This is a genomic window from Mesorhizobium sp. RIZ17, from assembly GCF_051127865.1.
GTDB lineage: Bacteria > Pseudomonadota > Alphaproteobacteria > Rhizobiales > Rhizobiaceae > Mesorhizobium > Mesorhizobium humile.
This window is the reverse complement of the sequence record NZ_CP147861.1, coordinates 4856521-4869132: the sequence shown is the minus strand read 5'-3', so window position 1 is coordinate 4869132 and position 12612 is coordinate 4856521. Positions and strand designations below refer to the sequence as shown.

10 protein-coding genes are annotated in these 12612 nt (G+C 66.4%); 3 read left to right on the top strand and 7 right to left on the bottom strand.

Annotated elements, in window-relative coordinates; genetic code table 11:
• Positions 1–117: 117 nt before the first annotated feature.
• The 4 genes from WDX12_RS23505 to WDX12_RS23490 all read right to left on the bottom strand — a co-directional run bounded on the left by WDX12_RS23505 (position 118) and on the right by WDX12_RS23490 (position 4167).
• The gene (locus WDX12_RS23505) at positions 118–342 is read right to left on the bottom strand and encodes a hypothetical protein (protein ID WP_434722197.1); all 225 of its coding nucleotides are present in this window, start codon (positions 340–342) and stop codon (positions 118–120) included.
• Between the two features lie 97 nt (positions 343–439).
• Entirely contained in the window at positions 440–1669 is a 1230-nt protein-coding gene (locus tag WDX12_RS23500) for a GNAT family N-acetyltransferase (RefSeq protein ID WP_434722196.1), read from the bottom strand.
• 9 nt (positions 1670–1678) lie between these two features.
• Entirely contained in the window at positions 1679–2986 is a 1308-nt protein-coding gene (locus tag WDX12_RS23495; RefSeq protein ID WP_434722195.1) for a hypothetical protein, read from the bottom strand.
• Positions 2983–4167, bottom strand: a complete 1185-nt coding sequence (locus WDX12_RS23490; protein ID WP_434722194.1) for a glycosyltransferase family 4 protein — start codon at positions 4165–4167, stop codon at positions 2983–2985. The genes WDX12_RS23495 and WDX12_RS23490 overlap by 4 nt, the downstream gene beginning before the upstream one ends.
• Positions 4168–4515: 348 nt before the next feature.
• On the opposite strand from WDX12_RS23490, the gene WDX12_RS23485 reads away from it, so the two are divergent.
• Complete coding sequence (locus WDX12_RS23485) at positions 4516–5703, top strand: DUF1972 domain-containing protein (RefSeq protein WP_434722193.1); 1188 nt, start codon at positions 4516–4518, stop codon at positions 5701–5703.
• A complete protein-coding gene (locus WDX12_RS23480) occupies positions 5700–6971 on the top strand; it encodes a glycoside hydrolase family 5 protein (protein ID WP_434722192.1) in 1272 nt (423 codons plus the stop codon). Before WDX12_RS23485 ends, WDX12_RS23480 begins: the two co-directional genes overlap by 4 nt.
• 40 nt (positions 6972–7011) lie before the next feature.
• On the opposite strand, the gene WDX12_RS23475 is transcribed toward WDX12_RS23480, so the two are convergent.
• The gene (locus WDX12_RS23475) at positions 7012–7650 is read right to left on the bottom strand and encodes a TetR/AcrR family transcriptional regulator (protein ID WP_434722191.1); all 639 of its coding nucleotides are present in this window, start codon (positions 7648–7650) and stop codon (positions 7012–7014) included.
• Positions 7651–7832: 182 nt separating this feature from the next.
• Here WDX12_RS23475 and WDX12_RS23470 point away from each other — a divergent pair, with 182 nt between their 5' ends.
• Positions 7833–9035 carry a TCR/Tet family MFS transporter gene (locus WDX12_RS23470; protein ID WP_434722190.1) on the top strand — a complete coding sequence of 401 codons (1203 nt, stop codon included), beginning with the start codon at positions 7833–7835 and terminating at the stop codon, positions 9033–9035.
• A gap of 30 nt (positions 9036–9065) precedes the next feature.
• On the opposite strand, the gene WDX12_RS23465 is transcribed toward WDX12_RS23470, so the two are convergent.
• Positions 9066–10385: a VpsF family polysaccharide biosynthesis protein gene (locus tag WDX12_RS23465; protein ID WP_434722189.1), complete on the bottom strand. Its 1320-nt coding sequence runs from the start codon at positions 10383–10385 to the stop codon at positions 9066–9068.
• Between the two features lies 1 nt (position 10386).
• Positions 10387–12477 carry a GumC family protein gene (locus WDX12_RS23460; RefSeq protein WP_434722188.1) on the bottom strand — a complete coding sequence of 697 codons (2091 nt, stop codon included), beginning with the start codon at positions 12475–12477 and terminating at the stop codon, positions 10387–10389.
• Between the last annotated feature and the right edge of the window lie 135 nt (positions 12478–12612).

Below are 12612 nucleotides of genomic sequence, written 5' to 3'. Positions count from 1 at the left end.
GCGGGGGCGACGTCTGATCTCCCCCCTAGAGGGGGAGATGTCCGGCAGGACAGAGGGGGGCGCTGTCCCGCCAGCATTTCGGATTTTCCTATATGACGGCGGAGCAAGGAACCGAGATCAATCGTCAATCGCCGGCAAAAGGTCCAGCTCGGCCGGCGTCAGCCCCTGCTTCAGCTGGCTCAGCCGGAATTCGTCGACCCAGTAGGCTTCGCCATCGACCAGCACGCGGGCGCTGTAGGTGCCGCCGGAGAAGCGCTGCGCGGTGACATAGACCTTGTGGCGCTCGAGCGCGGTCTTCACCGCGGCGCGGCGGGCATTTTCTCTGGCGACGGGACTGGCCATGGCCTCACTCGAACACGCTGCCGCTGGAGATACGGCTGCCCATAAGCATGACGGAGAGCGGAATGTGAGTCAATTTCGCCGGGCACGGTTCGCCTACTCACCGCGGCGCCCGCAGCCGCCGCCAGCGCTGCATGACTTCCTGCGCGAGCTTGAACAGGCGCGGGTTGTCGCGCACGAAAGCCACGCCTTGGCCGCGATATTTGATGGCCTGGCTCGCGGCCATGCCTTTCAGCGTGATGCCGTAGCAAAGTTCGGACAGGACCGACTTCACCGCCCCCATATGTTCCTTATAGCTCTGGTTGCCGACCGACAGGTCGAAATAGTCGAAGCCGGCGCCCCGCCCCCATCTGATCAGCTCGCCCATGATGCAAAGTCCCGGCGAAACATTGGGCACCGCACCCTGGTCGATCGCGATCAGAAGCGCGTGGAGCGTGCCCAGATGAGCCGCCAGGTACTGGACCGCGACCATGACGTCGCCGGCGCGCAGGCCGAATATCCGCACCGAGCCGTCCGTCAGGCCGCGATGCGCTGCGTCCCGGTAGAAATCGACGACCGGCGGCTGCGCGAGGAGATCGAACCGGCCAAGCTCGCGAAAGCGGTTGAGTCGCATCTCGACCAGCTTGCCGAAGACCGAGTCCACCTGGGCTGGCGTGTCGGCTTCCACCAGGGCCAGGCCGCCATTGCGGTCGAGCCGACGCAAGTCCTTGTTGAGCGCCTTGACGAAGGACGGACGGCAGATGCGCTTGACGACGGTTTCGGCGTCGCCGTCCATGGCGATGCCATAGTGCGAGTGGATGGAGTCGCGCGCCAGCGAAAGCAGCGCCAGGGGATTGGCGACGCCACCAACCTCCTTCGGGATGCCGACGATGTGGATGCGGTCCGCCGGCGGCAGCACGGAAAGCACCGCCGCCCACGCAGCTTCGGCGGATTGCTTGGTCCAAGGCGTCGCGTCGGCGAGCAACGGCGCGGAATAATCGCAGACCCCGCAGCTCAGCCACTCGATCACCCAATGATGGAATGCGCGGCGCCGCATCAACGGTACCAGCATCCTCGGCTCGCCCGTGGCGGCATCCCTCACCTCGACGATGGCAAGATCGGCTTTTTGCGGCACGAGCCCTTCGACGATCCCTTCGGCCCAGGCGAAATGCTGGTGGCCGGTGCACACGCCCTCTGTCTCGAGACGTAGCCAGAGCGGTTTGATCGCTTCGAGGCTGGTGTGCAGCTCAGCCACGTAAGCGCCGCTGCCGGCGCCGGCGGCGTACACTGTCGCCTCGTCGTCGGCCAAGCCGGTCGTCATTGCGGCCATCGGCATTGCCTGGCTTGCCACATCGTTCTCCTATCGTCTCTGCACTGCCAGCGTGGCCGCGCGGCGCCAGGCGCCGAAAACGCTGGGGCGCTGCTCGTTCGGATGCTTGGAATTCCACATGCGGTGACCCGCGAAATACCATGAGGTGACGAGCACGAAGGTCTCGGACACCGCAGCGCCGGCCAGCGACCATGTCGATGGCGCGATAGCCAGCAGGACCCCGATCGTCGCCAGCCCGACAATCGCGCCAGCCATGGTGATGAAGGCGACGATGCGGAAATCGCCGAGGATCTCGAGAACGACGCGCGGCATGACATAGGCCATGATCGGCACGAAGTTGGCGATGGCGAAAAGCCCGATCAGCCCGACCGAGGCATGCTGCAGAGCCTGGGATTTGATCATCGGCAGGATGAACAGGATACCGCCGCCATAGGCCAGGCTGCCAAGCCCCATGACGAGCGCCCAGATCTTGGCCTGCGTCCACACGCGGTCGAACTCCTTGGTGCGCACCAGCTTTGCGAGTTCGGGCTGCGTCATGTTGGAGAAGGCGAGGCTGATGATGCGCAGCGGCGCAAACAGCACCAGCACCGCCGCCAGCGGTGCGTAGGCCGCGGGTCCGGCGATGCCGGCGACCAGCAGGGCCAGGCATTGCCCCTGGATGTTGGTGGTGGTGGCGCTGAACCCGGACCAGCAGAGCTGCGGCCAGAGCTTTGCATAGCGCCGCCAGGTTGGCGCGCGGAAGGAGATGCGCAGCCTGCGGCGCGCCAGCTTCACCAGCACGGCGATGCCGACCACGTTGGCCGCGGCAAGCGCGTAGAAGGTGGCCTGCAGCGCATCCGCGAAAAACCAGATCGCCGCCGCCGCGAGCACTATGCCGGCGATCGTGAACACGGCGTCGCTGATCGAGACGACGAGCTGCATGCGGCGCGCGAAGAATGCCGTGCGCATATGGCTGCGCAGCGACCATGCGCCGACGAAGCAGCCGGCGCCGATGCCGCTCGGGTCGCCCAGCAGGCGCATCAGCAGGGCCGTGCCGAACCCCATCAGCAGCGCCACCACAAGCGCCGCCGACCCGAAGGTCACGTCATTGGCGTTGACGCCGGCGCTGTTGGTGCTTCTGCTCATCCATATGGTGGCCGGAACGGCGGTGAGCGAGCGGATATAGGACAGGCCGACGCCGCCCATCACCATGGCCAGCGCGAAGAGGCCGTAGCCTTCGGCCGACAGAAGATGCAGCAGCGCAATGTTGAGGGCAAAATGGAAGCCGCTCTGCATCGCCTCGCCGCCGATCATTAGCATGAGGCGCCGCACCAGATGGGCCGGGAAGGTGAACTTCACGGGCTCGTCTCCGCCTCGCGGGCAACACGCGCCCGCCCCTGCCGGGGCGTTGCCGCCTTCAGCTTGTCGGCCACGATCGCAACGATCGCGGCGGCGGCGATCGGCTCGCTGAACACTGCCTCGTAACGCGCGCGGCCGGCGGCGGCGAAGCCGCGCCAGCGGTCCGGCCGCAGGATGATCTCGCCGAGCTTGCCGGCAAGGGCCGCGGCGTTGCCCGGCGGCACATGCCAGCCGGTCTCGCCGTCGGTCACCACTTCCACCAGCCCGCCGATCGCCGACACCAGCGGCGGCCGGCCCCAGCCCATCGCCTCGATAGCGACGCGGCCAAGCGACTCCGGGCGGCGCGACGGCACCGCCACGATGTCCGCCCAGCGATAATGATCGGTGGGGTCGGAGACGAAAGGCAGCACCTCGACATGCCCGGTCAACCCCATGCGCCCGACCAGTTCAGCCAAGGCCTGCTCGCGTTCGACGCTTTCGAAGGCGCCGCCGACCAGGCGGACCTCGACGCGATCGCGCAATTCGGCGGGGAGTGAGGCGACGGCATCGAGCAGCACCTCCTGCCCCTTGATGCGGTTGACGCGGCCAAGCAGCAGGACTTTGAGCGGGCGGCTGCCGTCATAAGTCATGGGCAGGGCCGCGGCGGGACCGGCAACGCCGTTGTAGACGACATGCGTGCGCCGTCCCCCGGCATCGATGGCTGGCGGATCGCCGAAGGTGGCGCGCGTGGCGCGAGAGTTGAAGATCAGATCCGCCTTGCTCCAGCGCATCAGCGCGACAAGCACCTTGCGCAGGACGCCTTCCGGGATCTCGTGAATGTGCAGCAGCGCCTTGCGTGGCAGGAGCCGCGCGGCCAGCGCATAATCGGCGATGATCGAGGTGTTGATATAGGTCAGGTCGTTGTCGCGCATGCGCTGCCAGGCCCGCCAGAGCGCAGCGGGCAGCCGCATCATCTCGACGGTGGCGAGCTTGAGCATCGCCTGGCGCCGGAGCACCCAGAGCGGTTCGAACACGATGCGGCTGGCATGCGGCTTTAGGATATCGACGATCGGTCCCTCGCGCGGCAGCACGACCTCGATCTCGGCGGCCGGAAACGCGGCGCGCAGCGCAGCCACGCTCTCCGCGAAGCTGCGGTCCGAGCCATAGAGCTCGTAGCCCTGATGAACGCAGGCAATGCGCATTGCTATCTTTCCACCTTGCACCCCGAGTCCGCTCAGCACCGGACTTCAAGCGCGGAAGAACTTTCATGCCAAATCCGCACGCCGCTCTACCCAGCGGTGGCCACTGCAGGCCCGGGAGCAAGGATCATGCCGGGTCGCGAAAACCCGGCTGCGACGAGGGAACCCAAGCCGTGCCCCGTATCGATACAGATACGTCGCGAAAGTTGACCGATAATGAAGCAAGCCATGCGACCTGAAGAGAAATTTTACACCTTCATGTGAATATCCGTTCTGGGGGTACCCTGGCACGGAAGTTGCTGGGCGTGTCATTGACGTAACAACATGACCGGACCCGGGGAATCCTTTATTTTGACACCGGAACGACCTTCCACCCTGATCGAAAAGCCTTCGATCCTGATCCTGGGGACGCGCGGCATTCCGGCTTCTCACGGTGGCTTCGAAACCTTCGCCGAGCGGCTGGCGCTTTTCCTGGCCGGACGCGGCTGGAAGGTCGGCGTCTACTGCCAGAAGGAGGTCGAGCGCGTCGGGCAAAGGGTAAGCACCGAGACATGGCGCGGCATCGAGCTCATCACCATCGAAGTGGCCTCCACCGGTCCGCGCGCGACGCTTGAATTCGACTGGCAATGCGTGCTCGACGCCGCCAGGCGGCCGGGCGTATGCTTGGTGCTCGGCTATAACGGCGCGGTGTTCCTGACTTGGCTCAGGCTCATGCGGCGCAAGATCATCACCAACATGGACGGTATCGAGTGGCGGCGGCCGAAATGGGGGCCGGCCGCGCGCAGCTGGTTCTGGCTCAACGAATGGGTCGGCGCCTGGCTTTCGCACCGGCTCGTCGCCGACCACCCGGCGATCGCCGACCATCTGGCGACAAGGCGGCCGCGCAGCGCTATCGCCACGATCGCCTATGGCGCGGACCCGGTGACCTCGGCGCCGGAGGAACCCATCCGCGCGCTCGGGCTCGAGCCCGGCAAATATCTGGTCTCGATCGCGCGGATCGAACCCGACAACAACATCTTGCCGATCATCGAAGCCTTCCGCCGCCGCGATCGCGGCGACATGAAGCTGGTGGTGCTCGGCACGCTCAATGACGACATTCCCTACCACCGCGCCGTGCGCGAAGCGGCGGGCACCACGGCGATGATGCCGGGCGCGATCTACGACCAGGCGGTGGTGAAGGCGCTGCGCTATCATGCGCGCGCCTATATGCACGGCCACACCGTGGGCGGCACCAATCCTTCGCTGGTCGAGGCGCTTGCCGCCGGCAACATGGTGATCGCGCATGACAACCGCTACAACCGGTGGGTCGCGGGCGAGGCAGCGATCTATTTCAACGACATCGATGGCCTGAGCGAACGGATCGACGAGGTGCTGGCCGACGATGCGCTGGTGGCGCGCTGCAGCACGGCGGCGCGGACCCGCGCCCGCGAGGCCTTCCGCTGGGATGACGTGCTCACCGCTTATGAAAAGGAAGCGCTGCGGCAGCTCGGCGGTGCCACCGCCGCGCCGGCGAAAGCCGACCGCGCCAAGCACGCATGACCGGCTGGTCGCGCCGCCGGATTCTCGGCGCGGCACTGGGCGCGGCAACAGCACCACTGGCGACTACGGTTCCACCGTTCGTATCTCAAGCGCGAGCCGCCGGCGCATGGCCCCTCAGGCGCGGCGTCAACACCTGGCCATGGTTTGCCCTGACGCGCGAATTTCCCGCGCCCCGCACCGACTATGACTGGCCGCCCTTCCAGTCGCAGCGGCCGGTGCCGACGCCGGCCGACCTTGCCCGGTTGCGGGCCAGCGGCCTCGATTTCATCCGCCTGCCTGTCGATCCGGGACCGTTCGTTGCCGCTGAAGCGGGACAGCGCGCCGAGCTGATGGGCATGCTCGACGCAGCGGTCGATGCGGCGCTCAGCGCCGATCTGGGCGTCATCGTCAACGTGCAGGCCAATGGAGCCACGCATTACTGGAATCCCGACCGCATGTATTCCAGCACCACAGCGCCGGAATTCGAATCCTATCGGAGGCTGGTGAGCGAAATCGCTGAGCGGCTCCAGGGCAGGAAGGCCGGCATGGTGGCGCTGGAGCCTGTCAACGAGCCGCCGCAGGACTGTTCTTCCGAGGCATGGCCGGCCGTGCAGGCCTCGCTGCTGACGGCCGCCAGGATGTTGGAGCCGAGCGTGCCGCTGCTCGTCACCGGTGGCTGCGGCTCGATGGTGCGGGGCTTGACGGCGCTCGATCCGGCGCCGCTGGCCGAATTCGAGCCGATCCTGTTCACCTTCCACTTTTACGAGCCCTATCTGTTCAGCCATCAGGGTGCGCCATGGATGCGCGAGCCGGTCTACCGCGCGCTGAACAACGTGCCATGGCCGGCCTCCGCCGGAACGCTGGAAAGAACGCTGGCCTCGGTCAGGGCAAGGATGGCTGGGGACACGGAAATGTCCGAAGAGGCCAAGAAGGCCGCCTATGCCGAGACCGAGCGCGTGCTGAAAGTCTATTTCAACGCACAGCCCGACCGCCGCTTCATCGACCGCTACCTTAAGCAGGTGAGCGACTGGGCGCAGACCCACGGCATCGCGCCCGAGCGCATTGTCGTGGGCGAGTTCGGCGCGCTGCGCACCGATGCCCGCTACACTGCCGCGCCGAGCCCGGACCGCGCCCGCTACATCGCCGATGTGCGGCAGAGCGCGGAAGCCTTCGGCTTTCCCTGGGCGTTCTGGGACCTGTTCGACGGCATGGGGATGATGGACGACACCACGCGCGCCCTCGACCCGGCGATGATAGAGGCGCTGGGGCTGACGATGCCGCGCGCTTGATTTGTTGAATCACCAAACCGCGCCAAAGGTTTGGTTTCGCTCACAGGTACGGCGTGCCGGCCATCGCGGCCTCCAGCCCCATCGCCCCCTTGTCGACGAGCGCGAGGAAAGCATCGTTCGCTTTCTCCCGGTTGCGGGTCTGCCGGAACATGCGATGCGCCTCGAGGAAGGCGACAGTCCAGGTCGCCAACAGCAGGTTGGCCGCGAGATGCGCATCGGGATCGGCGGTGTCGCGGCCGACGCTTTCGGCCAGCGCCGCCGCCACCAGGTCGGCCAGTTCGTCGCGGATCGCCCGCGCCCGCGCCTTCAGCGTTTCGCTGCCGGCAACCGTCGGCACCAGGCGCTCGCTTCTGGCGGAGAATTCGACCACCGGGCTGCGTTCGGCGACCAGCCGGTGCGCGAGCAGGTGCAAGGCCTCCAGCGGCGCGACGCCGGGCGCGCGCTGGCGCACGGCCTCGCGCAGCATCTCGCGCCCCTCCTCGTCGCGGTCGAAGAACATGTCCTCCTTGCGCGGGAAGTGGTTGAAGACCGTCATGCGCCCGACATCGGCGGCCTCGGCGATCTCGTCCACGGTCACCTGATCGAAGCCGCGTTCCATGAACAGGCGGGTGGCGGCATCGGAGATAGCCTTGCTGGTGGCGGCCCGCTTTCGGGAGCGGCGGTCGGACGGTTCTGGCATGGCTCCTCGTAGCATGATTTTGGTACTCAGTACATATTTCCGTTGACTCTGCGTCGTCGATCGTCGATATGTACTTAGTACATATTTAAACTCAGTATATTTACGGTTTGACGCCTGGCGCGCGGCGAGGTTCGACCCTGCTGCCGCCCGGGCGAGATAGCCTTCGCTCCCGGAGTTCCCCCATGAACAAACCCCTCATCGTCATCTTTGCCGCCATCTGCCTCGACGCCGTCGGCATCGGCCTCGTCTTTCCCATTCTGCCGCGCCTCCTCGAGGAGGTGACGCACAGCCCCGACATCGTCGCCTATATCGGCATCATGACCGCGCTCTACGCGGCCATGCAGTTCCTCTTCGCGCCGGTGCTTGGCGCCTTGAGCGACAATCTTGGCCGCCGTCCGGTCCTGCTGATTTCGCTGGCGGGCGCCGCGATCAACTATCTGATCACGGCCTTTGCGCCGCAGCTCTGGATGCTGTTCATCGGCCGCGCCATCGCGGGTTTGACCAGCGCCAACATCTCCGTGGCGACGGCCTACATCACCGACATCACGCCGCAGAATAAGCGCGCCGACCGCTTCGGCCTGTTCAGCGCCATGTTCGGCATCGGCTTCATCATCGGCCCGGTGCTGGGCGGCGTGCTCGGCGACCACTGGATCCGGCTGCCCTTCATCGCCGCCGCCGTGCTCAACGCCGCGAACCTGCTCTTGGCCATCTTCGTCCTGCCGGAATCGCGCCTCCCGGACCGACAGAAGATCGATCTCGCGGCCCTCAACCCGCTGAAGCCCTTGCGCTGGGTGTTTTCGATGAAGGGCCTGCTTCCCATCGTCCTGGTCTATTTCATCCTTTCCGGCGCCGGCGAGGCCTACGGCACCTGCTGGGCGCTCTGGGGTTTCGACACGTTCCGGTGGAACGGCCTCTGGGTCGGACTTTCGCTCGGCGCGTTCGGCCTTTGCCAAACCTTGGTGCAGGCCTTCCTGCCCGGCCCCGCAGCCCGGCTGCTCGGCGAGCGCAGGGCCTTCGTCATCGGCATCGGCTTTGCCTGCATCGCGCTCACCGCCATGGCCTTCGCCAACCAAGGCTGGATGGTGTTCGCCATCATGCCGGTCTTCGCGCTCAGCGGCATAGGCACGCCGGCCTTCCAGGCCCTGGCGACAAGGCAGGTCGATGCGGAGCGCCAGGGCCAGTTGCAGGGTGTGCTGGCCTCGGCGGTCAGCCTTGCCTCCATCGTCGCCCCGCTCGCCTTCTCGACCGTCTACTTCGCCACGCAGAAGCAGTGGCCCGGCGCTATCTGGCTGTCGGTGATCGCGATCAATCTGGTAGCTGTGCCGCTGGTGTTGCTTGGGGCGAGAAGGCGAGAGGCGAGCGGGGGCGCTGCGGAGGCACAGTAACGCTGCGCCGCGATCCTTCGCCGTAGAGCGCTACGCCTGCGTCCTTTGACGCGCAACAGCTTTCACCGGCCGATAAAGCGCCAGCGCGATCACCACGAATTTGGTCATCAGCGTCGTCTTGGAGGCGATGCTTTCGGAGGTGTTGAGCAGGATGAGCCAGCCCAGCATCGGCAGCCAGATGCCCGGATGGCAGCGGCGCGCGACCTCGTGCATGAACAGCGCGAAGCCGAAGAAGATCAAAAGCGTGAAGAAGGCGCCCTGGTAGAGCGTCAAGCGCAGCACCGGGTTCTCAATGCCCTGCTCCAGGCCAGTGATGCGGCGCATGCTGTCCAGCAGGTCGACGTCGGGCCCGACGATCAGGTCGCGCAATTCCAGATGCCTGAAGAGATCGAACATCTCGACGCGTGCATTGGCGCTGCCGCTGTCGGAGACGAAACGTTCGAGCAGCGCGTCGAAGAAGCCGTAGTAACCGGCGAGCGCGAGCGCCAGCGGCAGCAGCGCGGCGAGCATGATCACCAGCGCGGCGCCCAGAAGGTTGACGCGTCCTGTCCTGAGCTGCGCCACGCCGCGGATGAGCACATACACGCCGCCGAGCAGGATCGTCAGCACCATGCCCGAGCGGCCGCCGAAGACGACCAGCGCGCAGAACTGCAGGCCGACCAGCGTAAGCCTCAGCGGCGTCGACAAGGAACGCGCGCCGGACAACAGCGACAGCACATAGATGGAGGTGACCGTGGCGTTGGACAGCGGGTGCCCCTGCAGCGCCGTCGAGCGCAGATCGTTGACGAATACCGCGCCGTCGAACCGATACGGGAACACAAGATGCTTGGTGCCGAATTCGAACAGCGCCAGCAGCGCATTCACCGTCATGACGACATGGATGACGATCCGCAGCCGGGCAAAGGTCTTCTCATCATCCTCGCTGAGCAGCAGCACGAGCAGCGTCGGCGTGACGAACGTGTCGATCATGCCGGCCATGCCGGGGCGCTGCCTGAGGATGACGACGAAGAGAAGCACCGTCGAGATCACCGCCATCAGCATCGTTGCCGGCCGCTTGTTGGTGACATGGACCACATAGCCGACCGGATTGCCGAAGGTGCAGGAGCGCCAGACAAAGACGAGCACGAAGAGATAGGTGGACGGGTGGATCTTGCTCAGCGGACTGCCCTGCAGGCCGTCGTAATTATAGCCGGCGAGCCACAGCATGCCGCCCGAGACGGAAAACAGAAGCAGCACCGCCACGGTGATGCCGATACGCGTCAGCGTGTCGACAGGGACAGTGCGCGGGCCGGCCATGGCGTAGCCCGAAGCCGGAACAGGCCGGGCCGGACCGGCCAGGATCGAGGCCATGTCAGGCCGCCTCGTCGACCAGCATGGCGCCGGTCGGCAGCCGCCCCATGACGGAGACCGCTTCGGAGGTCGAAGCGACGTCGCGCATCGGCGTCGCGTTCAGCCGAGCGACGAGCAGGATCTCGTCGGCCATGGCGACCAGCGGCAGGACGTTGAGGTCGTCGGCCAGCGCGCCGCCGTCGACGACGACGAGCTCGAAGCTGTGGTTGGCCTGGGCCAGCATGCGATGGGCGAAATAGAGCGCCTGGGCTTCCTGGAACACCGCGGTCGGCCGGCCCCTGCCGACGAGCGCCACCGAACTGCCGGGCGCATAGCGGCTGACCGCTTCGAGCGGGTATTCGCCGCGCAGTACGTCGAGCACGCCGGGCTGCGGGTCCTTCTGGCCCTTGCCGGCGTTGATGTCGATGAACAGCACGCGGCGGCCCCTGGCCGCCGCCGCATTGGCGAGCTGCCATGCAACCCTCGACCGCGGCGCCTTGTCCTCAGGCGGCGACGCCACCAGGATCGAGGGCACCAGCGGCCAGTCCGGCGGACGCCTGGTGCCGGCGGCGATGCGCTGCAGCGCGAGGCCCGCCACGGCGTCGGTTTTCTGGGCGGCGCCGGAGCGGCGGCGTCCCCTGCCCGGCAGCACGCCAAGCACCGGCGCGTCGATGGCCGACTGCATCTGGTTGGCGGACAGCACGGTCGGCGAAAGATATTCGGCGATCAGCGCCATGCCGATACCCAGCGCCAGTCCGCCGAAGATGGCGCCGAAGACAAGCAGCCCCTTCGGCGGCCAGCTCTTCTTCAGCGCCGGCATGGCCTGCGAAATGATGCGGGCGTTGGTGCTGTTGACGTTGGTCTGCTCGCGCGTTTCCTGGGCGCGCTGAAGGTAATTGGCGTAGACGGTGCGCACGGCCTCGAGATCGCGCTGCAGCTCGCGCAGCCTGACCGAAGCCTGGTCGGTGTCGAGCGACTTGCCCTTCAGCGACGCCACTTTGGCCTCCAGCTCCTTCTGGTTGGCCAGAGCGCGCTCGTAGTCGGTCTCCGCTGCGGTGACGAGGCGGCCGAGCTCACGCGAAATCAGCTTGCGCAGGTCGCTCAATTGCTGCTGCGCCGAGATCATCGAGGGGTGGCGCGGCCCGAGCGCGGTGCCGAACTGCGATATCTGGTCGACCAGCGTCGCTTCCTGCGCCCTGAGGCTGGCGATGACCGGCGAGCGCATCGCCTCCGAGGTCGCGTCCGGCGCGCCGCCCTGCCGGCGCAGCTGGTCGACCTGCGCCTTGAGCTGCGCGGTGCGGGTCTGGGCGGCGGTCAACTGTGTGTTGAGATCGGTCAGCTCCTGGTCGCTGACCAGATTGCCGGCCGCCATCACCATGTTGTGCTCGGCCTTGTAGGTCTCGACGGCATTGGCCGCCTGCTCGACGCGCTTGCGCTGATCCTCCAGCCGGGCGCTGATCGCGTCCGAGGCGTCGGCGGCAGCCTTCGAGCGCGCCTGCGCCTGGTCGTCGAGATAGGCCTGCGCGATGGCGTTGGCGAGCTCCGCCGCTAGGTCGGCGCTCTTGGCGGTGATGATGATGTTGAGGACCAGCACCTTGTCGTCGCGCTTGACCGCAAGGCGGCGGCGCAGAGAATCGAGCGTCTCAGCCGTCCTGTCGCCGTCGTCGGAGCCGAACAACATGCCGAGCCACCGGCCGAGCCCGCCCTGCCCGTTGAAGTCTGGATTCTCGGTCAAATTGGTCGCCTTGATGGCGCGCAGCAGGACGCCGTTCGACTGCGCCACGGCCACCTGGCTTTCGACCTGGGTGATGCCGCCATCGGGCGAGATGCGGCTTGGGTTGACGTCGTTGGTGACGACCTGGAGGTCCTGCGGGTCGATGATGATCTGCGCCGTCGAGGAGTAGAGCGCCGGCGTCAGGACGCTGTAGACAAGCGTCAGCACGGTGAGCAGCGCGGTGATGGCGAGGATCAGAAAGCGGCGGCGCAGCAGGATGCGACCGAGATCGCCAAGCTCGACCGTGGCATGCGCGGGCGCATGTGCGTAGTAGGCCGGCGCCGGCACGACCGCCTCCGGCGCGTTCTGCTGAGGCACCATGAGCAGGGGTGATTGCAAAGATCGCTCCGACAACGCTCCATCGGCCGGCAAAGACGTGAATGCGGCGTTGGCCTAGCTATTCCCGGCAACGATTAAAACACTGTTAATTATGTTCATAAATTGATGCCGTACTGGCACGAAGTTTGCACCGAC

Coding starts and splice junctions, on each gene's coding strand:
- WDX12_RS23505 (WP_434722197.1), bottom strand. CDS start 342: ATGGCCAGTCCCGTCGCCAGAGAAAATGCCCGCCGCGCCGCGGTGAAG.
- WDX12_RS23490 (WP_434722194.1), bottom strand. CDS start 4,167: ATGCGCATTGCCTGCGTTCATCAGGGCTACGAGCTCTATGGCTCGGAC.
- WDX12_RS23480 (WP_434722192.1), top strand. CDS start 5,700: ATGACCGGCTGGTCGCGCCGCCGGATTCTCGGCGCGGCACTGGGCGCG.
- WDX12_RS23475 (WP_434722191.1), bottom strand. CDS start 7,650: ATGCCAGAACCGTCCGACCGCCGCTCCCGAAAGCGGGCCGCCACCAGC.
- WDX12_RS23470 (WP_434722190.1), top strand. CDS start 7,833: ATGAACAAACCCCTCATCGTCATCTTTGCCGCCATCTGCCTCGACGCC.
- WDX12_RS23465 (WP_434722189.1), bottom strand. CDS start 10,385: ATGGCCTCGATCCTGGCCGGTCCGGCCCGGCCTGTTCCGGCTTCGGGC.